This is a genomic window from Wolbachia endosymbiont (group A) of Cydia strobilella (assembly GCF_964026745.1).
Lineage (GTDB): Bacteria > Pseudomonadota > Alphaproteobacteria > Rickettsiales > Anaplasmataceae > Wolbachia > Wolbachia pipientis.
The window spans coordinates 1,096,192-1,118,229 of sequence record NZ_OZ034694.1 but is presented as its reverse complement, the minus strand read 5'-3'; the positions used below and the strand labels follow the sequence as shown (position 1 = coordinate 1,118,229).

21 protein-coding genes and 4 pseudogenes are annotated in these 22,038 nt (G+C 36.0%); 8 read left to right on the top strand and 17 right to left on the bottom strand.

Features of this window, described 5'->3' with window-relative positions; translation table 11 throughout:
* Positions 1–25: 25 nt before the first annotated feature.
* Positions 26–454, top strand: a complete 429-nt coding sequence (locus AAGD76_RS05615) for an IS630 family transposase (protein ID WP_255322255.1) — start codon at positions 26–28, stop codon at positions 452–454.
* 28 nt (positions 455–482) lie between these two features.
* Here AAGD76_RS05615 and AAGD76_RS05610 read toward each other — a convergent pair.
* The 6 genes and pseudogenes from AAGD76_RS05610 to AAGD76_RS05585 form a co-directional block, all read right to left on the bottom strand.
* A pseudogene (locus AAGD76_RS05610) lies at positions 483–866 on the bottom strand (IS66 family transposase); the annotation flags it as partial.
* Between the two features lie 205 nt (positions 867–1,071).
* Positions 1,072–3,345 carry a polyribonucleotide nucleotidyltransferase gene (pnp, locus tag AAGD76_RS05605; protein ID WP_095742791.1) on the bottom strand — a complete coding sequence of 758 codons (2,274 nt, stop codon included), beginning with the start codon at positions 3,343–3,345 and terminating at the stop codon, positions 1,072–1,074.
* Between the two features lie 14 nt (positions 3,346–3,359).
* Complete coding sequence (rpsO, locus tag AAGD76_RS05600; RefSeq protein ID WP_006279944.1) at positions 3,360–3,632, bottom strand: 30S ribosomal protein S15; 273 nt, start codon at positions 3,630–3,632, stop codon at positions 3,360–3,362.
* Between the two features lie 12 nt (positions 3,633–3,644).
* Positions 3,645–3,983, bottom strand: coding sequence for a hypothetical protein (locus AAGD76_RS05595; RefSeq protein WP_231115842.1), 339 nt, complete (start codon positions 3,981–3,983; stop codon positions 3,645–3,647).
* A 7-nt stretch (positions 3,984–3,990) separates the two neighbouring features.
* Positions 3,991–4,827 (bottom strand): IS5 family transposase, encoded by an 837-nt coding sequence (locus AAGD76_RS05590; RefSeq protein WP_341820511.1) that lies wholly within the window; start codon positions 4,825–4,827, stop codon positions 3,991–3,993.
* A gap of 104 nt (positions 4,828–4,931) precedes the next feature.
* Entirely contained in the window at positions 4,932–5,084 is a 153-nt protein-coding gene (locus AAGD76_RS05585) for a hypothetical protein (RefSeq protein ID WP_155975182.1), read from the bottom strand.
* A 107-nt stretch (positions 5,085–5,191) separates the two neighbouring features.
* On the opposite strand from AAGD76_RS05585, the pseudogene AAGD76_RS05580 reads away from it, so the two are divergent.
* Positions 5,192–6,174 (top strand): annotated as a pseudogene (locus tag AAGD76_RS05580) (IS4 family transposase); the annotation flags it as partial.
* Positions 6,175–6,367: 193 nt separating this feature from the next.
* Here the strand turns inward: AAGD76_RS05580 and AAGD76_RS05575 are convergent.
* Positions 6,368–7,315, bottom strand: a complete 948-nt coding sequence (locus AAGD76_RS05575) for an IS110 family transposase (protein ID WP_341820510.1) — start codon at positions 7,313–7,315, stop codon at positions 6,368–6,370.
* A gap of 216 nt (positions 7,316–7,531) precedes the next feature.
* Between AAGD76_RS05575 and AAGD76_RS05570 the strand changes: the two are divergent.
* Positions 7,532–7,939: pseudogene (locus AAGD76_RS05570) on the top strand (IS4 family transposase); the annotation flags it as partial.
* Positions 7,940–7,946: 7 nt separating this feature from the next.
* Here the strand turns inward: AAGD76_RS05570 and AAGD76_RS05565 are convergent.
* Positions 7,947–8,490 (bottom strand): annotated as a pseudogene (locus AAGD76_RS05565) (DUF6444 domain-containing protein); the annotation flags it as partial.
* Between the two features lie 497 nt (positions 8,491–8,987).
* Here AAGD76_RS05565 and AAGD76_RS05560 point away from each other — a divergent pair.
* The 4 genes from AAGD76_RS05560 (at position 8,988) to lepB (ending at position 12,799) form a co-directional block, all read left to right on the top strand.
* Positions 8,988–10,013: an extracellular solute-binding protein gene (locus AAGD76_RS05560; RefSeq protein ID WP_341820509.1), complete on the top strand. Its 1,026-nt coding sequence runs from the start codon at positions 8,988–8,990 to the stop codon at positions 10,011–10,013.
* Positions 10,014–10,216: 203 nt separating this feature from the next.
* Entirely contained in the window at positions 10,217–11,104 is an 888-nt protein-coding gene (locus AAGD76_RS05555; protein WP_006280416.1) for an aspartate carbamoyltransferase catalytic subunit, read from the top strand.
* A gap of 44 nt (positions 11,105–11,148) precedes the next feature.
* A complete protein-coding gene (locus AAGD76_RS05550; RefSeq protein WP_255317428.1) occupies positions 11,149–11,280 on the top strand; it encodes a hypothetical protein in 132 nt (43 codons plus the stop codon).
* A 772-nt stretch (positions 11,281–12,052) separates the two neighbouring features.
* Positions 12,053–12,799 (top strand): signal peptidase I, encoded by a 747-nt coding sequence (gene lepB / locus AAGD76_RS05545; protein ID WP_010962911.1) that lies wholly within the window; start codon positions 12,053–12,055, stop codon positions 12,797–12,799.
* 7 nt (positions 12,800–12,806) lie between these two features.
* Here the strand turns inward: lepB and hscA are convergent, their stop codons facing one another.
* From hscA to iscU, 4 genes are read right to left on the bottom strand one after another with little or no spacing between them, the layout of a single operon-like run.
* Positions 12,807–14,555, bottom strand: coding sequence for a Fe-S protein assembly chaperone HscA (gene hscA, locus AAGD76_RS05540; protein WP_341820508.1), 1,749 nt, complete (start codon positions 14,553–14,555; stop codon positions 12,807–12,809).
* Positions 14,533–14,991, bottom strand: coding sequence for an iron-sulfur cluster co-chaperone HscB C-terminal domain-containing protein (locus AAGD76_RS05535; protein ID WP_209473383.1), 459 nt, complete (start codon positions 14,989–14,991; stop codon positions 14,533–14,535). The genes hscA and AAGD76_RS05535 overlap by 23 nt, the downstream gene beginning before the upstream one ends.
* Positions 14,984–15,397 (bottom strand): HesB/IscA family protein, encoded by a 414-nt coding sequence (locus AAGD76_RS05530; protein WP_038199190.1) that lies wholly within the window; start codon positions 15,395–15,397, stop codon positions 14,984–14,986. Before AAGD76_RS05530 ends, AAGD76_RS05535 begins: the two co-directional genes overlap by 8 nt.
* A 12-nt stretch (positions 15,398–15,409) precedes the next feature.
* The gene (gene iscU / locus AAGD76_RS05525) at positions 15,410–15,793 is read right to left on the bottom strand and encodes a Fe-S cluster assembly scaffold IscU (RefSeq protein ID WP_007548853.1); all 384 of its coding nucleotides are present in this window, start codon (positions 15,791–15,793) and stop codon (positions 15,410–15,412) included.
* 191 nt (positions 15,794–15,984) lie between these two features.
* Between iscU and ftsY the strand changes: the two genes are divergently transcribed.
* Positions 15,985–16,896 carry a signal recognition particle-docking protein FtsY gene (ftsY, locus tag AAGD76_RS05520; protein WP_010962907.1) on the top strand — a complete coding sequence of 304 codons (912 nt, stop codon included), beginning with the start codon at positions 15,985–15,987 and terminating at the stop codon, positions 16,894–16,896.
* On the opposite strand, the gene radA is transcribed toward ftsY, so the two are convergent.
* From radA to AAGD76_RS05495, 5 genes are all read right to left on the bottom strand, one after another.
* Complete coding sequence (radA, locus tag AAGD76_RS05515; RefSeq protein ID WP_264723993.1) at positions 16,883–18,226, bottom strand: DNA repair protein RadA; 1,344 nt, start codon at positions 18,224–18,226, stop codon at positions 16,883–16,885. The genes ftsY and radA overlap by 14 nt on opposite strands.
* 899 nt (positions 18,227–19,125) lie before the next feature.
* Positions 19,126–19,881: a putative folate metabolism gamma-glutamate ligase gene (locus tag AAGD76_RS05510; RefSeq protein ID WP_264329633.1), complete on the bottom strand. Its 756-nt coding sequence runs from the start codon at positions 19,879–19,881 to the stop codon at positions 19,126–19,128.
* Position 19,882: 1 nt separating this feature from the next.
* Complete coding sequence (locus AAGD76_RS05505; RefSeq protein ID WP_341820507.1) at positions 19,883–20,362, bottom strand: dihydrofolate reductase; 480 nt, start codon at positions 20,360–20,362, stop codon at positions 19,883–19,885.
* Positions 20,359–21,639 (bottom strand): dihydropteroate synthase, encoded by a 1,281-nt coding sequence (gene folP, locus AAGD76_RS05500; RefSeq protein WP_341820506.1) that lies wholly within the window; start codon positions 21,637–21,639, stop codon positions 20,359–20,361. The genes AAGD76_RS05505 and folP overlap by 4 nt, the downstream gene beginning before the upstream one ends.
* Positions 21,636–22,022 carry a dihydroneopterin aldolase gene (locus tag AAGD76_RS05495; RefSeq protein WP_007548841.1) on the bottom strand — a complete coding sequence of 129 codons (387 nt, stop codon included), beginning with the start codon at positions 22,020–22,022 and terminating at the stop codon, positions 21,636–21,638. Before AAGD76_RS05495 ends, folP begins: the two co-directional genes overlap by 4 nt.
* Positions 22,023–22,038 lie beyond the last annotated feature (16 nt).

Genomic DNA, 22,038 nt, shown 5'->3' with positions numbered 1-22,038 from the left:
GAACCTAAAAACTTAGTGTATATAGATGAGTCTGGCATTGATAACACCGAACTACGGATATTGCCAGAAAGGACAGCGGTTTTATGCCTTAAAATCTGGAAAGAAAACTCAACGAATCAGTATGGTTGCAGCCTTAAGTGGAAGAAAGATAGTTGTTCCGTTAACCTTTGAAGGCCACTGTAATATGGATGTTTTTAATGGATGGTTTGAGCAATTTTTGACACCGATCTTGGAACCTGGACAGACTGTCATTCTTGACAATGCTACTTTTCATAAGTCTGATAAGATTATCGAGCTTGCTAAAGGGGTTGGTGCAGAAATTTTGTATCTGCCGCCTTATTCTCCAGATTTCAACAAAATTGAGCATCATTGGTTTGCTATAAAAAACAGAGCCAGGAAAAACATTCCTCTATTCGAATCCTTTCGTCGTGCTGTTGATTCTGCCTTCCTATGACCTGTTCGGACTATTATGAGAAATGCTATACTACATAAGGCCTAATTTCCGGAAGATCAACTTTTTGGTGAACATAAGGTTTTTCGCATATTACAAGCTCTCCTCCGCATTCGCAAATATTAGGCAACTCTATTTTTACTACTTTATCCGCTTCCATTGTAGCATGAAAATTTCCTTTATGCCCAACCTGATCGCCAACATTCCTTTCGCTTTTTGGCTTGTCCTTTTTTGTTTTGTACAATTCTTTAGAGCTCGGTAGAGATGAATTTTTCGAGTTTAAACCAAGCCTTTCCTTTAATTCAGCGTTCTCTATCTTTAAAGCTTTATTTTCTGCTTTTAAGTTTTCTATCTCTGCTTTCAGTTTTTCTATTTTTTGCTGTAAATTTTTGCAAAGTTCTAAAAGGTTTACCACATTACCTCACTTTTGCTCTATGATTATCTTTTTAGATCACTTTGTCTACCTTATTCTACCACTCCGCTGAACGGATACCTTGGGTTAGCTATAGCTAACACCACAATTGTACTAACATTGTGATTTGAGAACAACCTTCACCAGAAAGGGTGTCATTCCAGTGTTAAGCACTGGAATGACGAGAGGTAACGCAAGAAGTTTACTCTTAATAAAAACCTGATGATGAATCATTATTACCAAATTTCGGCCTATTTCTGTTGCTGAAACCAGAACGAGGACGAGGAGGCCTCTTATGGTGACTTCCTCCAGGTTTTCTACTAAATGAATTATTGTAATAATTATCCCTGTCATTTGGACCATCTTTCCTTTCCTCGTTGTAAAGCTCACCTTCAAAAAACTCTCCCGTCTCTTGATCAACCCGACGTCTTGACAACTTTGGACACCCACCTTTTTCGAAGTCAATTACTAGTGCTTTGAAAGTATCATCTTGTTTAAGTACGCTCTCTATAGAATCTATATGTTCATTAGCTACTTCACTTATGTGCATTTTTCCTTTTCTGCCATTAAGAAATTCAAGCTCTACAATAGACTTCTCTATTCTTACAACCTTGACATCAACTATAGAACCTTGTTCTAGTTCTGTTATTGAATCAATCATCATACTCTTTGCAATTTCAGCTTCAGTGCCACTCGTAGCAAAAACAGAAACTTTACCATCATCTCCTATTTCAATTTTTGCATTACTTCTTTCACACACACTGCGTATATTTTTCCCCTTAGAACCTATAGCAGCAGAAATTTTGTCTTTATCTATGTAAAATGATAACATCCTTGGTGCATGGTCTTTGACATCATCACTGTGTTCTGAAATCACTGCATTCATTTTTTCTAAAATATGTAATCTTCCAGCTTTTGCCTGTTCTAAAGATTTTTCAACAATTTCAAAGCTTATACCAGAAATTTTCATGTCCATTTGTAGCGCCGTAACCCCTTCACTAGTTCCTGCTACTTTAAAGTCCATATCACCAAGATAATCTTCATCACCAAGTATATCGGAAAGTATTACATACTCGTCTTTATCTTTGATGAGACCCATAGCAATTCCAGCAACAGGGGCCTTTATTGGCACACCCGTATCCATTAAAGCAAGAGAAGTCCCACAAACTGTTGCCATAGAAGAAGAACCATCAGACTCCAAAATTTCGGACACTACTCTTATTGTATAAGGAAATTCAGACTTATCGGGTAAAACAGGATGAATTGCTTTCCAAGCAAGTTTGCCATGACCGATTTCTCTTCTTCCTGGTGCACGCGCAGCAGAAGTTTCTCCAACAGCAAATGAGGGAAAGTTATAATGCAACATGAAATGCTCACGTCTATCCCCTTCAATATCATCCACAATTTGCTCATCTTGAGTGGTGCCAAGAGCAGTAACAACCAGTGCCTGAGTATTGCCTCTTGTAAATAGTGCAGAACCGTGAGTTTTGGACAGAATATCAACTTCAACTTCTATCTGACGTATCTCATCATGCTTACGACCGTCTATCCTTACACTTTTCTTCCTAATTATTTCACGTACTAAAGATCTTTCAAAGTTTTTTACTGCATACGTAATTAACTTTTCGTCTTTTCCAGTTTCTTTAAGAGTATTCAATATATTCTCTCTGATCGCTTCTAGAGCTTGAACTCGCTCTTGTTTTACTGTTTGCGAATATGCTTTTTCAAAATCTTTACCGTATTTTTCGAGCTCTTGTGTTATATCTGATGCATCAATAGGGGCAAAGCTCTCAGGTTTATTGCCAATTGTATCAGCAAACTCTTTTATGAGCTTAATGACAGGCTTAAGGTGTTCATGGCCAAATTTTATTGCATTAAAAACATTTTCTTCAGAGAGCTCTTTCACTTCTGATTCAACCATTAAAATTGAATTTTCATCACCAGACAAAAACAGATCCAAGCTGCTTGCTTTCATCTCTTGAACAGAAGGGTTGAGTATATAGTTATTATTTTCATCACAACCAACCATCACTCCAGCTATAGTAAAGTGAAAGGGAACACCAGAAATTGCAAGAGCTGCAACAGCACCAATCAATGCTGGCACTTCAGGAGGATTGACTGTATCATAAGTTAATAGATTGCACACCACACTAATTTCATCATGAAATCCTTCTGGGAATAGTGGTCTTATACTTCTATCTATTACTCTTGAGATTAAAGTTTCTCTATCAGATGGCTTGCCTTCTCTTTTAAAAAACCCGCCAGGGATCTTACCCATGGCATAGCTTTTTGCGATAAACTGCACATTTAAAGGTAGGAAATCAACGCTTTCTTCCTTCTTTTTACGTACAACAGTTACTAAAACAGAAGTATCACCGTAATTTACAACTACTGAACCATGAGCTTGGCGTGCTATTTTTCCTGTTTCTAAAGATAAGGCACGACCACCCCACTCTATAGATTTTTTTATAATTTTAAACATATTAAATTCCTCGATTATTTTCTAATGCCTAACTTCTCTATTAATTCCTGATAGGCTTCATTACCAAATTTACGCTTTATATAATTTAAGTGCTTGCGTCTTCTACCTATCAATATAAGTAAACCACGCTTAGAGTGATGGTCATGCTTGTGCACTTTAAAATGCTCAGTTAAGTTACTGATCCTCTCGGTCAAAATTGCACATTGTACAAAAGATGAACCTGTATCATCTTCTTTAATTGCATATATATTTATCAAACTCTTTTTCTTTTCGGATGTTATCGACATCTAAACCTCATTTTAAATATTAAAAACACGAATAGGTTTCACACAACCATAAATAAAACTGCAGATTGCAATAGGTACACTACCCACCACCGTACAACAAATATCATGATTCTTTAAATTACGCAAGTTATTTAATACAACTTCCTGACCTTTTCTGATTTTCCCCGCATCTTCTAGGGAAATTTCAACTTTGAACATCGATTTTAAAGCCGATTCAATGGGGATGACGAAACTTTTTGTATTACTCCCTGTCACTCCATCATCTTCTGTCATCCCACCCCCCTCTGTCATCCAAGTAGCTGACACTGGGATGGCTTTGTTGCATCGCTCTTCGGATAGTAGGTAACGCACAATAAATTTATGAAGCTATCTCAAATTTAGCCATACCAATATCAGTGAACTTATTGAGCAAATAGCATTTAACAAGTAGTTCCTTCTCTCTATTTGTCTCAGATTTATTCCTAAAACTAAACCCGAATGTTTGTTTCAGTCGCGAGAAAAAACTTTCTATATAAGATCTTTTTCCATAACTCATCTCTTTTTTCCACTTCTTTATACCATCTTCATCATATGACTTTATGAGCTTGACTGCAGAATTTCTCTCAGCCATATAGTCTAACTTTGGATGCTCTGCTGCGTTGTTTTTCGGAGGAATTTTCGTTTTTATACCATATTGATTACACAGCTTATAGAGCTTTTCTCTGTCATATGCCCTATCTGCATATAGTACTTTTATGACATACTGAAAATCGACTTCTTTTAGCAAATCACAAGCTCCATAGTGATCAGAGTAGACACCGTTACTGTATTTTACAGCTATGGCTTTTTTGTTGTTTATATTCAACATTACGTGCAATTTTCTCGTTTGCTCATAGCCACGATATTTTCTGTCAGTGCTATTTTCCTTGCTGTGACCAGGAGTGTTGTTGTATATACTAATTCCTGTACTGTCTATAGCAATTTCGATATCTTCCATATTATTTTTATCAATTCTGCAATCATTTATCTTAATATTAAGTTTCTTAAACCTTCTTGATGCTTGTGAATAGCTGATAACTGCCAAATCTCTTCCTATTTGTTGCAAATACCCTTTTATAAACCCGACTGTTTGTCTTAAACCAATTCTAAAGAAACTGACGATTATATGCACCAAAATCACAACTTTATCACTATAAATATAGTTGCCGCCCTGCATTTTTGGACAATTCTCGTACTAATTTTCTATGGCGTCATTGATATAACAAAAAATGCTTCCTCTTTCTTGGAGAAATTTGTTATATTCATGGCAGTTACTGACTCTCATTTTTTGTGGCATATTTTTTCTTCAACAGTTAAATGGCTATTTATAATGAATTTTGTCAGTAACTGCCAGTTCTTTTCACTTGAGCGATGCAACAAAGCCCACTGGGATCCAGTTTCACCTTGTGATGGTGTCATGAAAGTAGCTGACACTGGTTTCCATCCAAGACGGTGTCATTCCTTACTATTACCCACAAATATAAATGGACTAAAAAGTAAAATATTACAATATTAAAGTTTGCAAATATTGAGGGTGTAAAATGGCAAGTAAAAGTAGTGAATGGGCTAAAAATGAATTTGGAGATAAAAGGTTAACTGAGCGATTAGTAAAGATTGCTGATATGTTTGACAAAATTACCTGAAAGTTAGATTAATCAAGCATGTGAAAGTTGGTCAGAAGCAAAAACAGCATAACGTTTTTTTCAAAATGAGAATGTAAAAGAAAGTGATATTTTAGCTACACATATTAATAAGACGGTTGAGAGAACAAAAGCTCACAAGAGGGTTCTTGTCATTCAAGATACCAGTTACATTGTATATAATAACCATAAAAAAACAAGCGGATTAGCAAATTTGTCCAGTTATGATACTGCAAAAGGTATTATAATGCATACAGCTCTTGCCGTTAGTATAGAAGGTTTGGTACTAGGGATACTAGATCAAAAAGTTTATTCAAGACCTGAAGAAACTGAGAACCTTAAAAAAAAGAGCGATCGCATTGAAGATAAAGAAAGCGTAAAGTGGTTGGAAACTTTAAGAAAAACAAATAATATTATTGATCCAACTCAAACTGAGACTATAACTGTATGCGATAGAGAAGCAGATATATATGACTTTTTTGAGCTTGCACATAATCTTAATTCGGCAGTGCTAGTTAGAGCATGCAGAGATAGAGCAGTAAATAGAAAATCTCGATATCCTGAAAAAGGTGAGCAGAAGTTATGGGCATTTATTAAATCCTCTCATTGTGCAGGTACGGTAGAAGTTGAAGTTCCTGTAAAAGATAATAAGCCAAAAAGAACAGCACGTTTGGAAGTTAGATTTGGAAAGTTTATGATGAATCCATCTAAGAATAATATTAGGCATAAGACGGAAGAACTACCTAAATTACCACTTTATGCAGTTTATGTTGTTGAGAAAACTCCCCTTCCCTTAAAAAAAACCGCTAGAATGGATGCTATTAACGAATCTTTCAGTTAATACTTTCGATGAAGCTGTTGAAAAAATTAGTTGGTATCAACTATGTTTTTTAAAAATTTTTTTATTTGTGTAATTTTGCAAATTATATGGGCAATAAAAACCCGTTTGTCATAGAAATAGAATTTTATATCAAACAGCTACCACAGCAATTTCTGCTTAAGCTAATGAATATGTGCTTTAAGTCTGTGTGGACGCACATATTCATTAGCCAATTTCAGTTACCGTTGTGAAGATTTTTAAGTATGCAAATTAATTGCTTCTTTAAGTCTTGTATTAGCAATTACTATAATTTTACGCATTAGGGCTGTTATAGCCACCATCTTCTTCTTACCACTTTCAACAAGCTTAGAATAAAAGGCGCCAAGTATAGATTTTGACCTTGTAGCAGCCATAGCGGCTGTAAAGAGCTTTGAACGAACGTTACTTCTACCACCTGTAATCCTTCGGTAACCAACAGCTTTACCACTTTCTTTTGGATGCGGTGCAACTTCGGCAAGACTTGCTACTTCTTTTCTATTTAAGTAACCAAGCTCTGGCATTAAACACAAAAAATCTTGTGATAACTTTTTACCTATTCCAGGAACTGTTTTAAGAATTTTTTGGCGTTGTTGTAATTCGCGGCTTTCATCAATAATCTTTTGTATAGTATCATTGAGTTCGTTTATTTGACTATCGAAAAACTCAATGGTCTTTTGACAGCTTTCTTTTATATGATCATTTTCCAGTGCTTCAAGTCTGCATTTTTCTTGAGTTCTCATTTGCGTAATATCATCACGACGTTGACAAAGTGCAGCCAAAGTTGATTGTTCTGTAGAGGTAGGTACAAATAGAGAGATAGTTCTATGGCGTTCAAATCCATATTGAGCAAGAGCTCTTGCATCTGATCTATCAGACTTTGCTAAAGTTCCGTGAGATAAAATAAAGCTTTTTACTTTACGAGTATTAGCTCGATGCACGGCAATATTTTTGTCGGTAAGAAAATGTGATAAGCCAAGCTCATATTTCCCTGTATTTTCTAAAGTCACTAAAGCATTAGGTAGAATATCTGAAAACTCTTGAAATAATTGTTGCCAACCAGAAGCATTATTATCAAATTCGACAGCATTCTTCTGTTTGTGAATTGCAACGACATTTTTAAATTTTCCGATGTCAATGCCAATAAAATTTTGATAAGATGTAACCATAATAAACCTCGATAGTTTTAGTTAATTTAAGATTGTAAACGGGTGCATATATATGTCCCAAGCAACTATTCAAACGTATCGAGAGATAGGGCTAGCGTACCTTGATACCAACGGTTGTAATACCAATTTCCTTTCGGTCGCGCACGCCCGCTATTCCTAGTGAGCAGGGTTATCTTTCTCTCTTATCTCTTTTATATCACGTTTTTAACTTACAATTGCCTTAGATGGAAAATAGAGATATTACATAAAATTTTAAATCCGGTCTCAAAGTTGAAGAATGTAGGCTTGGAATAGCAGAAAGACTAATGAGATATCTAACAGTTATGAGTATTATTGCTTGGAGGATCTTCTTTATTACATCAATTGCAAGAGCTAACCCAACATTACCATGTACTACCTTATTAGCTGAAGAAGAATGGAAAGTTTTATACGTTAAAATACACAGAAAACCATGTCCAAGTGTAGTTCCCAACATAAAAGAAGCTGTTTCATGAACTTGGAGGCCATTTAGCAAGAAAAAATGACCCAAAACCAGGACCAATTACTCTTTGGAAAGGATATAAACGTCTCTTTGATTTAGCAGAAGGATGGCGACTTGCTCACGAACCTCATATTTGTGGGTAATAGTAAGATTTGATATGCTGCCAACACTTATGTTCAAATTAAAAATGTCATTTATGATACTAGCCACTTCACGCTTTGAGTTTTTGTAAAATCCGCTGAGTGCTGCAATTATAGACTTAACCCTTGGACCAAATGTATCTGGCGTAACACCTTCTGGTAACTTGCTACTTTTTCTTTTTCTGCATCTCCAACAACGACCATGTTCCAATTACTACATAAGGCCTAATTTCCGGAAGATCAACTTTTTGGTGAACATAAGGTTTTTCGCATATTACAAGCTCTCCTCCGCATTCGCAAATATTAGGCAACTCTATTTTTACTACTTTATCCGCTTCCATTGTGGCATGAAAATTTCCTTTATGCCCAACCTGATCGCCAACATTCCTTTCGCTTTTTGGCTTGTCCTTTTTTATTTTGTATAGCTCTTTTGAGCTGGGCAGGGATGAGTTTTTTGAATTTAAACCGAGCCTTTCCTTTAATTCAGCGTTCTCTATCTTTAAAGCTTTATTTTCTGCTTTTAAGTTTTCTATCTCTGCTTTCAGTTTTTCTATTTTTTGCTGTAAATTTTTGCAAAGTTCTCAAAGGTTTACCACATTACCTCACTTTTGCTCTATGATTATCTTTATTATCTTGCTTTGTCTACCTTATTCTACCACTCCGCTGAACGGATACAATTTACTAAACAGAAAAAAAGGCAAAAGAAACCCTAGGGTAGCTAGTTATTCACTATCCATTTTTTAAGTTGGCGTTTTTTAATGTTTTAAATAGCGCATTTCAGCTTATATTAGGTAAAAACCTAGAAATTTTATAAAGACATAAGGTGCACATAGTGCAAAAAATTAAGCATGATTTACGCCAAATACATTAAGTTTTTTGTCATTAATCCACTGCAGAGATTGCGAAGATAAATAAATAGCCTCAGTGTTATAATAAGGGGGCTGGCGAAGCTTGTCAAGGAAGTTTTTATGATTTATCTAACGAACTTTACACTTGCTAAAGTTGTACCATCTTGGTAACTTTAACTGAAAGAAGTTATTTTTTATCCAATATGAAAAAAGCCTTTATATTCACATCCTTAATAGCAATTATATTGATAGTTATTACTTATTTATACAGAAACGACGGAACTAATGACTCACAAGTGGTAAATGTTTATTCATCGCGCAAAGAAGAATTAGTACGTACTTTGTTTGATGAATTCACGAAAAATACAGGTATTAAAGTACGTTACATCATTGATGATTATTCTCAGCTACTTTCACGAATGGAAAACGGTGGTGAAGCTGACTTATTTTTGACTGCTGATGCAATCAACTTAATTCTAGCAAAAAAAAGAGGACTTTTATCTCAAGTAGATTCAGAGGTTTTAAAAAGTGTTATACCTGCAAGATTTAGAGACAGTGAAGATTATTGGTTTGGTCTTACAAAAAGAGCTAGGATATTGGTTTACAATAAAGAGTCAGTAGACCCTAAGGACTTAAGTACTTATGAAGATTTAGCAAGTGAAAAATGGAAAGGAAAAATATTAGTGCGTTCTTCTACAAGTCCATATAACAGATCGTTAATTGCTTTTATGATTGCAAATAATGGTTTTGAAAAGACGAAAGAATGGGTAAGCGGAATTGTGAGCAATATGGCAAGAAAACCAAGTGGTGGTGATACTGATCAAATTTACGCCGTAGCAGCGGGTGAGGGAGATGTTGCAATAGTAAACAGCTACTACTTTGCGAGAATTCTTTCATCAGAAAATAAAAAGAATGTTGCAGACAAGCTAGGGGCTTTTTTTCCTAATCGCAACGATCACGGTGTAATGGTAAACATCAGTGGTGCAGCAGTAACAAAAAACGCAAAAAACAGGGAAAATGCTATAGTCTTATTGGAATTTTTAGTAAGCAAGCAGGCTCAAGAGTTATACGCTAAAAAAAACCAAGAATATCCTATTATTGAAGGCGTTGAAACTTCCGATATACTAAAATCTTGGGGAAATTATTCACAAAGTGATTTGCCTCTAAGTGAACTTGAGAAGCATCTTTTTGAGGCTGTTATGATAGCGGATGAGTGTAAGTGGAAGTAATCCCCAGCGCCACTAAACATTGGGATGAAAGATTTATGCTAATATACCTTACTCTTGACTCGCTGAACTTTTTCTTCCTTCTAACTTAATTTTGACTTTACTATCTTTTTCCGTTCTTTCACCAAAACAATTGCTGCACAAGAAGTCTATTGAAAAAAGGTAATAAGAAAGTAGAATAGGTTCAAGTAGTTGAAAAGGAAACTATGAACAAGAGAAGGAATTTGTTAAACATCTCAGACCTTACAGTCGATGATGTAGAAAATATAACTAAGTTGGCCAACCAGTACCTTAAAAAAGAAGTTGCAAATAGTCATATCTTGGAAAATAAGACAGTAATAAATTTATTCTTTGAAGATTCAACGCGTACACTTGCGTCTTTTGAAATAGCAGCAAAAAGCCTTGGAGCAAATGTTGTAACTTTGCCAATAAGATCTTCTTCTATTAACAAGGGAGAAGATCTAAAAGACATGATCAAAACATTAAATGCAATGAATCCTGATTACATAATAATCAGGCATAAAAGTAGTGGTATCATTAATACACTGGCAAAGTATGTTAACTGCTCGCTAATCAATGCAGGCGATGGAAGTAGTGAACATCCAACTCAAGCTCTTGCAGACTATCTTGTAATCAGCAATCACAAAAAGCAAATAAAGGACCTCAAAGTTGTGATATGTGGAGATATTCTGCACAGTAGAGTTGCAAGATCAAATATAAGATTGCTAAAAATGTTTGGAGCAGAGATAAACTTGGTCGCACCACCAACTTTGATTTGTAAGCATTTTCCTGAAGTAGATTCAGTCCATTATTCATTAATTGAAGGTATAAAGGATGCTGACGTAATTATGCTTTTGAGATTGCAGAAAGAGCGCATGAATAATAGTTCTTCAGAGAAAGAATATTTTTATTTGTATGGACTTGATTCACAAAAGCTATCATACGCAAAACCAGATGCGATTGTTATGCACCCAGGGCCAATAAACAGAGGGATTGAGATTAGCAGCGATGTAGCAGATTGTGTTATTTTACAGCAAGTAGAATTTGGATTGGCAATACGTAAGGCAGTGTTGCACTATTATAGGCCTTGCTAATATTAAAAGATGCTACACAACTAATGCAAAAAGGGGGGCATGAAATGACAAGGCTTGTAAATGGTTTGAGAATGGCCATTAAGATGTTAAGGCCGAGGATATGGTGTGGAAGTTTTTACGAAAGCCTGAAGTCAATCAACAACCTTGCAGAACGGCAAATTAGACGGCTATCGTAAAAACAGCTTTTTCACCTGGTCGGAACATGGAGAAAGATTTGTGGAAAGAATGTTGTCGATATTTTTGACATCACGTCTCAATGGCCAAAATCCCTTCCAAAAGTTACGACTGCTTAGTTCTTTATTCATTCTCACAATCCGTGAACGGTTACAACCTAGATTCCAGTGGGCTTTGTTGCATCGCTAGCTATGATGGATTAAAGATAAAAAAGATAGGGAATATCAGTAGCTTATTATTCTGGTATTTATAACAAGAACGGTCAATGAATACCTAAATTTGAGTAAAAGAAATTTCACTACCATTTACCAATCCGGCTAAAATTCAAGAATTTCAATGCTTTAGCTATTTTCAATAGAATTAAATTTATTAATATAAATAACAAATTACTATTCTTAAATTTGATCAGATTGATTGCAAAAAAACAAGATTTTCAATAGGTTGCTTATAATCCTAACTATAGTTAGCCTTTCATAAGTAGCGATGCAACAAAGCCATTCCAGTGTCAGCTACTTTTATAACACCATATTACCTTAACAAAAGCAAATGTTCGTACAGATGTGCATCAGCTACTTTCATCTGCCACCTGCAAATTGCAATGTTCGTACAGTTATGTGTCACGCTACTTGGATGACACCGTTGAAAGAAATGAACCGCCTTTTCAAAATTGTTTTGAATAGAGGAATAACATTCACAAGTAAAATTTCATATTACCATTTTTTAATTTATGTATTATAATAAGCTTAATCTATAAGAAAAACAAAGTTGGAAAAGTTGGAAGAACTAAGCAAAAACTGGGTGATAAGAACGGGAAGATTTTTATCTTCATTGTTTTTTTTACTGTTGATTGCGCTATCAATACGTAGTTTTTTATTCGAGCCATTTCATATACCTTCTGGTTCAATGAAAAGCACCCTACTTGAAGGGGATTACATTTTTACTAGTAAATATTCATACGGTTACAGTAAACACTCCTTTCCATTTTCTCCAAACATTTTTAGCGGCAGGATTTTTTATACCCCTCCAAAGCGTGGCGACATAGTAGTTTTCAAACCCACAAGAAATGACAGCATCAGGTTTGTTAAGCGAGTAATAGGAACACCAGGTGACAAAGTGCAAATGATAGAGGGAGAATTATACCTAAATGATCAGAAAGTAGAGCGAAGGCAAATTGAAAGTTTTTTTGATTATGAGTCAAATCGTAACATACCAAGATATATAGAAACGCTTTTAAGTGGCAAGGAACATGAGATTTTGGTAGATGACATTTCTAATAAGCTATCATATAACACTCCGGTTTATTATGTACCTAACGATCAATTTTTCGTTATGGGAGACAATAGAAATAATTCTTTAGATAGTAGGTTTCCTGAAGTTGGTTTTGTACCAATGGAAAATATCATTGGGCGTGTAAGCATAGTTGGTTTATCATTTAAATTAGGAAAGGTCGATTGGTTACCATTTAATTTCAGGTTACCTGTTGCTTTGAGATTAAATAGGGTATTGCACAAGGTTGTGTAAGCTTTTTCTACCTATTTGTTAATTCACACAACTCTAAAGAAGAATTTTCTAACTCGGCGATAGTGTTGTTAATTTCATTCAAGTCATTGCCTTGTAAAGCGTTTTTTGCATTTTGTAATAGGTTTTTCAACTTTTGATCAGTGGAAAGGTTATTATTGTTTTCAACCAAGTGTATGAGTTTATTTCCATTAATTTTAGCACCTGCAAGGGAACGAGCCTTCATATCTTCGTCAAAACTGTTTATTGACTGGTTAACCATATTTTGAACATCAGCTTCACTCAAGCCAAAACTTGAATTTACTTTAACTGTCTGCTCAATTCCAGTAGTTTTTTCTCTTGCAGTAACAGTCAAGATTCCGTCAACGTTAACTGTAAATTCTATTTCAACTCTTGCAGAACCTGCAGGCAGTGGAGGTATACCTTTTAGTTCAAACTGCGCTAGAGATTTGTTATCCTCTATCATTTCACGTTCTCCCTGACAAACATGAATTTTCATTGCTGTTTGCCCATCAATATAAGTTGTAAACTCTTTTATCTCTGAAACTGGTAGTGGTGTATTTCTTGGTATGATTTTTTCAACTATGCCTCCCATAGTTTCTATGCCAAGTGATAAAGGTAGAACATCCAGGAGAATATTCCTATCTTTTGAGCTCGAAGTTAAATCATGAGCCTGCAGAGCTGCCCCAATGGCAACTGCTTTATCTGGATCCACGTCATTTAGTACTTTATTTCCAAAGAGTTTGACTAGTGAATTTTGAACCAATGGTGTTCTAGTTGCACCACCAACTAAAATTACTCCTTTTATATTATCAATTTTAAGATCTATGTTGCTTATAGTACGAGTGACTATATTGATAGTCTTATTGACCAAAGAACTGATTGCCTGCTCGAATTCTTCTCTGGTAATTTCGCACTCAAATGGCTTGCCGTTAACATTAAATTCAAAGATACCTATAGTGTGATTGCTTAGGTACTCTTTCACAGAGCGTGATTCGATAAGTAAGGAATTTAGTTGCTTAGCCGTCTTTTCTCTATACTTATCAATCACAATTGAACTCAGCAAATGATCAAAATCATCACCGCCGAGTTTGGTGTCACCACCAACCGCAAGGACTTGAAACACTCCTTGGTGCAATTTCAATATCGAAATATCGAACGTTCCGCCACCAAGGTCATAAACTGCATATATTCCACTGCTATTGTTCTTTTCAATGGAGTAAGAAAGCGCTGCAGCGGTTGGCTCGTTAACGAGGCGAAGAACTTCTATTCCAGCTAATTTTGCCGCATATTTGGTTGCGTTACGTGCTGAATCGTCAAAGTAAGCTGGCACAGTAATCACTGCTTTTTTTACTTCCAGCCCCTTAGACTTTTTTACCCTCTCACATAAAGCTTTTAATATCTCAGCAGAAATCTCAATAGGAGTAAGATACTTTTCCTCTGCGCATTTTATTCTAATAACTTTTTCGCTTTCATGATCTATTTCAAAATTGACGCCTTCTTTATTTAATTCTTCAACACTTTTACCCATTAAACGCTTTATTGAGTAGATTGCATTTTGACCGACATCGTAGCCAGTTTTCAATGTATTATTTTCATATGAAAGAGCAGAAGGCAGCAGTTCTCTTCCTTGTTCATCTTTAAATATCTCCACGTTGCCAGCTTTATTTACCATAGCAATCAAAGAATTGGTGGTGCCAAGGTCTATACCAAAAACTACTTCACTTGAATTTGGTTCAGAAATTTGAATTGGTTGCATTCTTTTTCACCTCCTCAAATGACTTATATAAATATTTCAATCTTAAGACTTGTGTAGCAGCTCCATCAAAATTCTTTACAGCAAAAGTGTTAATTAGGTTTTTAACGCAATCTTTTATTTTTTCATCAATCATCCTGCTTGCAAATTGTAGATCGTCGCAGTCCAGCAAATACTCTCTTATTTCCATTGATTCACTTAATATTTCAGAATTTAAGTGGTCCTTTTGGCTTTTCACATCAAAAAAATCCAGCAAATGCTCAGCACGCTTTAGCGGTGACTTTAGTATCTGATAAGCTCTGTTAATATTTTCCATGTTTTGGGACTGTCTTTCATTTATATCAGTCCTGCTTAGCTCGATATATTTTTTCTCTAACTCATCAAAGCTGATATTGAAAGCTGGTTCAATTTCAAACAATGCAAAATAGTTGCTAGACATGAAAACTCTCTCCACAACCACATTTTCCTTTCTCATTAGGATTTTTGAAAACAAAACCCGATGAAAATTTTTCTTCTACATAATCCATTTCAGAGCCAAGAATAAACATGACGGATTTTGGGTCGATCAACACTTTAACTTTTTGGCCATCACTACAGTTTTCTTCAATTACCGACTCTAAAGGACGAGTATCATATGCATATTCAATATCATATTTTAAACCAGAACATCCTTTTTGCTTAATTAGCACTCTTATTCCTATTGCTTCTTCCGGTTTCTCAAGGTTAGTATGCTTCTTTTGGTCCAATAAATACCTTATCCTTTCTACTGCTTCCGCAGTTATAGTGATAAGTTTTTTATTCTTTTTTACAGTTTCACCTCCGCCTACTTCTTGATATTCACCCATGTTCGTAGCTTCTTAATTCTTTTGTTTACTTTGATAGTCATGAATAGCAGCCTTTATAGCATCTTCAGCAAGTACCGAACAGTGTATCTTCACTGGAGGTAAAGACAACTCTTCCACTATTTGAGTATTCTTTATCTGTGTAACGTCACTGATGGTTCTTCCCTTTATCATCTCTGTTAACAAGGAACTTGAAGCAATGGCAGAACCACAACCAAAAGTTTTAAATTTTGCATCTTCAATAACACCTTTGTCATTGACCTTTATCTGCAATTTCATTACATCACCGCACGATGGTGCACCAACTAGGCCAGTACCAACATTTGGATCATTTTTATCCAGAGAGCCAACATTCCTTGGATTTTCGTAATGATCTAAAATTTTCTCATTATAACTCATAAAATTACCTGTGAACCGCTATTCTACATTATAACATATTTAGGTTAAAAACTAAAGTAAAATGCACTCAAAAAGTGTAATTTTTGTAAGGTAAAATTGTAGTTTTTGAGTGCATTTTACTTTACAAATTCACGTAGTGCATGTCATTCTTTATATTGTAATTAAGTTTATAATTTAAAAAGGAGTATCCCTTGAGTTTGTTTAGTAACCTTTATCAGGGCCTGTTAAAAACTTCTTCTCGCTTTAGCGACGGGGTGAAAAGTATTTTTTCTGGCAAAAAAAAATTAGATCAGTCGCTTTTAGATGAATTAGAAGAATTGCTAATTAGCATGGATATTGGTCATAAAACTTCCAAGTTGATTATCGATAGGCTCACAAGCATCAAATTTGACAAGGAAGTTGAGTATAATACCATCACACAGCAGCTAATGAGCGAAATAGAATCGATATTGAACCCTGCTGTGCAACCGCTAATTTTAAACAAAAAACCACATATAATAATGGTATGCGGAGTAAACGGTAACGGTAAAACCACAACTATAGGTAAGCTTGCATATAAATATAAGGAAATGGGAAAATCCGTTATGCTTGTTGCATGCGATACATTTAGAGCGGCTGCTAGTGAGCAATTAAACATTTGGGCAGAACGTTCTGATTGCTTAATTGTTACTGGAGAGTACGGTAGCGACTCTGCAAGTGTGGCATACAGAGCTGTAAGTCAAGCTATAAAAGATAACGTTGATGTTGTTCTAATTGACACAGCAGGAAGGCTGCAAAATAATGTGAACCTTATGGAGGAGTTATCAAAAATATATAGAACGATAAAGAAATTGGATGACACTGCCCCTCATGATGTTATTTTAGTTCTTGATGCAACTACCGGCCAAAATGCTTATAGCCAATTAGAAGCATTTAGCAAAATGGTTAATGTTACCGGGCTAATCGTAACAAAGCTAGATGGCACTGCTAAGGGTGGAGTGGTAATTGGACTTGCAGAAGCTTATAAGATAAAGTTACATGCTATAGGAATTGGCGAAAATATAGAGGACTTAAGGGAGTTTACTAGCAAAGAATTTGCTGAAGCGTTATTTAATTGTAATTAAAAATTTCTCTTAATTCCCTTACGTGACCAAGCTTAATTATCTCAATATCGTGAGAAGAGTAATTACCATTTTTAGGCATAATTGCTTTTTTGAATCCTAACTTTTGTGCTTCTTTTAGTCTGAGATCAGCATGCGAGACATTCCTAATTTCTCCTGAAAGTGCAACTTCACCGCAGATTATTGAAGAAGTTGGCAGCGGTAAATTTACTACACTTGAAATAAGGGAAGCAGCAACAGCAAGATCAGCCGATGGTTCCTGTATTTTGAGTCCCCCTGCAATGTTTAGGTATACCTCTTTATCATGCAAAAACATTTTGCAACGAGCATTTAGCACTGCGATGATCATAGCCAATCTATTAATATCCCACCCAACTACTGCCCTTCTTGGGGTTGCCATATTAGTTCCTGCTATTAATGCTTGCACTTCCATTAAAATTGGTCTTGAACCTTCAATTCCTGCAAATACGGCGCTGCCAACTACTTCTCTGTCATGGGCCATCAGAAACAATGATGATGGGTTATCAACAGGCACAAGTCCTGCTTCAGACATCTCAAAAACACCAATTTCATTTGCAGGGCCAAATCTATTCTTAATAGTACGCAAAATGCGGTATTGATTGCTATTTTCACCTTCAAAATATAATACCGTATCCACCATATGCTCCAAAGTTTTAGGTCCAGCTATTTGTCCATCCTTAGTTATATGGCCAACTATTAAGAGGGAAATACCATATTGTTTCGCAAGAATGGTTAATTCATGTGCGCAAGTGCGGACCTGAGTTACAGTTCCTGGTGCTGATGTAATTCTGCTATCATACATTGTTTGTATAGAGTCAATTACTAAGAATTTAATACTTTTATTTTCCTTTATTGTTGCTACTACATCAGTTAAAGACACTGTAGATAAAAGCTTAATTTTAGGTTCATTTATCTTAAGACGCTTTGCTCTGAGACTCACTTGCTCTAAAGATTCCTCGCCAGATACATAAAGACATTCAAAAGAGGAAAGTTGCACAACATTAGCTGCAATTCTAAGCAAAAGGGTGGATTTCCCAATTCCAGGTTCGCCACCAATTAAAATGCTAGCACCTTGAACGATACCCCCACCAAAAACTCTATCTAATTCTTCTATTCCTGTTAAAAAACGACTTGGAGTGATAATTTCGCTACCCGATAACGTCTTTATTAAAATTGGTGCAGATATACTTCTTTTGCTCGTTTTTACTGCTATTTCCTCAACAACTGTATCCCAATTGTCACATGCAATACACTTCCCTACCCACCTGCCAGTGCTATGACCACAGGATTGACATACATATACAGTTTTCATCAAAGCCAAAATTATTTTGTTGTAATTGTAATAAAAATTAGCTGAATATGCGAAGTAAATCTATAGCTAACCCAAGAAAGGGTTCCCTATGTCATACCGCGATTCATTCGCGGTATCTCTAGATCCCGCTAACAAGTAGCGGGATGACGAGCTTATCGTCACGCCGCCGCGAACCGTCATACCGCGATTCATTCGCGGTATCTCAAAGCATAGATCCCGCTAACACGTAGCGGGATGACGAGGTCATGCCACCGCGCGAACCGTCATACCGTCACGGTATCTCTAGATCCCGCTAACACGTAGGGGAATGACGAGGTCATGCCGCCGCAAACCGTCATACCGCCGCGGTATCTCTTAGCCGCTAACACGTAGCGGGATGACGGTTGTCGTTTAGCTACAAACGTTAAGAAATTTACCAAATGAAAAAAAAGGCAAAAGAAGCCCTGGGGTTATTATCCGCTTTAAAATATTGGCGTTTTTTATGTTTTAAACGCTTGACAAGCAAGATTAAGCTGCTTTTAATTGCAACTAACTTACGCTGCAAATGTTTAAGAAGTTTACTAAGCAGAAAAAAAGACAAAGAATCCCCGAGTTAGCTAGTCTTTTACTATCTCTGTCGAGTATTGGCATTTTTTGATGTCTTGTAACGCTTTATAAGCGCGTTCAGCTTATTTAGATAAAAATCTAGATGTAGATGAAGTTTTGTAAAGACATACAGTATCTATGTACTGCAAAAAATTAAACATAAGACGCCGATACATTAAGTAATCCTTACCCTTTAATCTGCAGATTGGCGAAAGCAAATACAATAGCTTCAGTTTTATGATAAGGGGGCTGGCGAAGGGTGTCAAGCAAGTTTTTTGTTTCTATTCCCAATGTTATATGGTTATGCAAGAAGTCTAATAGCAAATTTTTAAGTTTCTCTTTAACCAGCGGGCTCGCATGAGGAGAGGAGAGTAAAGGTCCTCTTCCATAGATATCTTCACACTTTTTTCTTCTTCTGTAGTTGGCGGACGAGTAAGAAAGTGAATCTTTGGTGCGCCACTAATTATTGCCATTGGTGTTTGCTCCGCCCCTTCTCCCATAACTAAAACAGCAGACGTTGCCAACGCATCAAGAAGATTGACTTGTGTTACTTGCAGTGGTTGATCATAAAGATCTGGCTTGCCTATATAGGAATAAAATGGTTCAAATCCACACCAACCAAGAGCAACGCCCGTAACCCCAAGGCGCATAGGTGTTATGTTACTATCTGTAATCAAAATACCAAGATGTTTTATGCAGTGTTTTGTCTTGAGATAGTTCCATATTGATAGAGCTGTTTTCTGAACATCCTTTGGGTATAAAATATACATTTCATTACCATTTGATTCATCAATACCAGCAGATGGAATTAAGATATTGTCTTTGATTGTTAAATAGATGCCGTAAGAATTATGGTCTACATCAACAATTGCATCAGCTTCTCTTTTGATTAGCTCTTCTTTAGAACAAGCAGTTTTGCAAACCACTTGTTTTTGACAAATAGAAATGATTTTTGATGTGATAGCAAGAACAACTTCCTCTCCTAGCAACTCTGAAACATAGCGATCAAGAACCTGCTCTAATACTTCCCCACATTCAATGCGGTGGGTATAAATTGCTTTAACATGCATATTAACGTATTAGCCTACATATAGTATAATCTTTCGTTTTGGTGAGAATAGTTTTATGCCATCCATCAAGAAGTGTTAAGTTGAAATATACATCACCTTTATAGGGTTTGTGAATTTCTGTTATGATAAATTCTGAGATTAGATCATACTCCAAAAAAAGATGCGCTATTTGTGCTCCACCAATCATGAAGACTTTAGAATTACTTTGGATTGACAAAAACTCTTGCATAGAAGAAATAATAGTGCATTTTACTCCTCTGTTAAAACAAGAATTTAATTTGTTACGAGAAAAAACAACAGGGATACGATCCTTCAATATGTTTTGAGGCATAGTTTCAAATGTTTTTCTTCCCATAACAATAACTTGTTTGTCAGTCACCTGACGAAAATGATCTAACTCACTTGGATAATGCCAGGGCAATCCATTATTTATTCCAATTACCCCCTTGGGATCAACAGCCATAATTCCGATAACTATCATCCCTGTAAAGCAGCTTGAGCTACAAAGAATCGCATGTGATCACGCACATTATGCACTCGAAGGAAATCAACCTTGTTGTGCAATGCAGATGATAAAGCAATTGTTTCTAAATCTCGGTTAAAGACAGGTTCTGTAGAAAAAGAAGAAATAAATGACTTTCTAGAATGACCAACCAGAACTTTGCAGCCAAAATTTTGTAACGTTTCTATACTGCGTAAAATCTGGATATTCTGGTACATAGATTTGCCAAAACCAATACCAGGATCAATAATGATCGAGCTTTGATCAAAACCTAGGGCAAGTAACCTGTTAATGCTCTTTTCTGCCCAATTATTTATGGTATCAATTGGATCAATGTCACTTGGGATAATGTTGTCACTATGTGGTGGTATGGAGAGTGAATGCATAATAACGATACTACATCCACTGCTAGCAATCGCTTTTAAGGTATTATCATCTAGGTCTCCCTTCTGATCGTTTACCCAGGCAATGTTGTAGTGTTCCAAAACATTTAAAATAACGTCTGACCAGAAGCTATCAATGCTGACTTTAATGTCACCAACTTTCATATATTGATTAAGGTCATCAAGCACTGGTTTTAAGCGTGCATATTCTGCTTTTGGAGTTTGTATTGAGGAGCCAGGTCTTGTTGATTGAGCACCAAGTTCAACTATGCTTGCACCATCTGATAACAGCCGCAGTGCCTGCTTGGTTGCTTGATCTGCATCATAATAAAGACCACCATCTGAAAATGAATCAGGAGTAATATTAACAATACCTACAAGCTCTGGTGAAAGCGTAAAACTCCTTAAAAAGCAATCCTTAATGTTAGGGTTAATAGTACCAAACGTTTTGTTAACTACTGCCATGGGACTCAGCATTGCCATCAAGTGAAGCAAAAATGGTCTGTTTATCAATTCTGGGTGAGGAATCTTAAGGTAGGATGTATCAAGTGTCAGGTTATCCCATAACAAAATATCCAAATCAATAATGCGAGGTGCCCATTTTTCATAGACCTGCGGGCGGCCAATGTCACACTCAATTTGTTTAAGGCCCTTTAACAGCTCTTCAGGAGAAGAAGAACAACTTCCATACACAACCATATTTAGAAATGGCTTATTCCACTGAGGTGGAGCATCATTTGGTAAAATAGCCTTAGTTTCCAGAATAATTGAAGATTTTAAATTTTTAAAATAGCGCTCCTGCAGTAACTGAGCAGCCTTTTGTAAATGGGAAAAGCGATTCCCCATATTTGAGCCAATAGAAATGTAAATCATTCTTGCAACGCATTACGATAAGTAAAGAAAACACCTCCATGCACACTGGGGACAGGTGGTGCAACTTTGTGAATAGTTACGCCTATAGAAGAAATAATAAGCTTTTTTTGCATCACAAGGTTATTAATGGTCCTGTATATATCATGAGTTAAATGCTCGATTAAGTTGAATTGCTTGCTTTGAACGAGAGATTGAATACTCTGAACTACCTCCAAGTAGCATATAGTATCCTCAAGCCGGTCAGTTGTAAGTCCTAAAGGGGGAGATTTAAAGGTAAAATCAATATTAACACTAACTAATTGAGAATGATACTTCTCTTCTGCACTATAGCCTAAATGAACCCAAAGCCGTAAGTCAGATATAAGAAGATTACATGCAGACATTGCATTCCAACATCAC

Coding starts and splice junctions, on each gene's coding strand:
- AAGD76_RS05615 (WP_255322255.1), top strand. CDS start 26: ATGAGTCTGGCATTGATAACACCGAACTACGGATATTGCCAGAAAGGA.
- pnp (WP_095742791.1), bottom strand. CDS start 3,345: ATGTTTAAAATTATAAAAAAATCTATAGAGTGGGGTGGTCGTGCCTTA.
- rpsO (WP_006279944.1), bottom strand. CDS start 3,632: ATGTCGATAACATCCGAAAAGAAAAAGAGTTTGATAAATATATATGCA.
- AAGD76_RS05590 (WP_341820511.1), bottom strand. CDS start 4,827: ATGCAGGGCGGCAACTATATTTATAGTGATAAAGTTGTGATTTTGGTG.
- AAGD76_RS05575 (WP_341820510.1), bottom strand. CDS start 7,315: ATGGTTACATCTTATCAAAATTTTATTGGCATTGACATCGGAAAATTT.
- AAGD76_RS05560 (WP_341820509.1), top strand. CDS start 8,988: ATGAAAAAAGCCTTTATATTCACATCCTTAATAGCAATTATATTGATA.
- AAGD76_RS05555 (WP_006280416.1), top strand. CDS start 10,217: ATGAACAAGAGAAGGAATTTGTTAAACATCTCAGACCTTACAGTCGAT.
- AAGD76_RS05550 (WP_255317428.1), top strand. CDS start 11,149: ATGACAAGGCTTGTAAATGGTTTGAGAATGGCCATTAAGATGTTAAGG.
- hscA (WP_341820508.1), bottom strand. CDS start 14,555: ATGCAACCAATTCAAATTTCTGAACCAAATTCAAGTGAAGTAGTTTTT.
- AAGD76_RS05535 (WP_209473383.1), bottom strand. CDS start 14,991: ATGTCTAGCAACTATTTTGCATTGTTTGAAATTGAACCAGCTTTCAAT.
- AAGD76_RS05530 (WP_038199190.1), bottom strand. CDS start 15,397: ATGGGTGAATATCAAGAAGTAGGCGGAGGTGAAACTGTAAAAAAGAAT.
- iscU (WP_007548853.1), bottom strand. CDS start 15,793: ATGAGTTATAATGAGAAAATTTTAGATCATTACGAAAATCCAAGGAAT.
- radA (WP_264723993.1), bottom strand. CDS start 18,226: ATGAAAACTGTATATGTATGTCAATCCTGTGGTCATAGCACTGGCAGG.
- AAGD76_RS05510 (WP_264329633.1), bottom strand. CDS start 19,881: ATGCATGTTAAAGCAATTTATACCCACCGCATTGAATGTGGGGAAGTA.
- AAGD76_RS05505 (WP_341820507.1), bottom strand. CDS start 20,362: ATGATAGTTATCGGAATTATGGCTGTTGATCCCAAGGGGGTAATTGGA.
- folP (WP_341820506.1), bottom strand. CDS start 21,639: ATGATTTACATTTCTATTGGCTCAAATATGGGGAATCGCTTTTCCCAT.
- AAGD76_RS05495 (WP_007548841.1), bottom strand. CDS start 22,022: ATGTCTGCATGTAATCTTCTTATATCTGACTTACGGCTTTGGGTTCAT.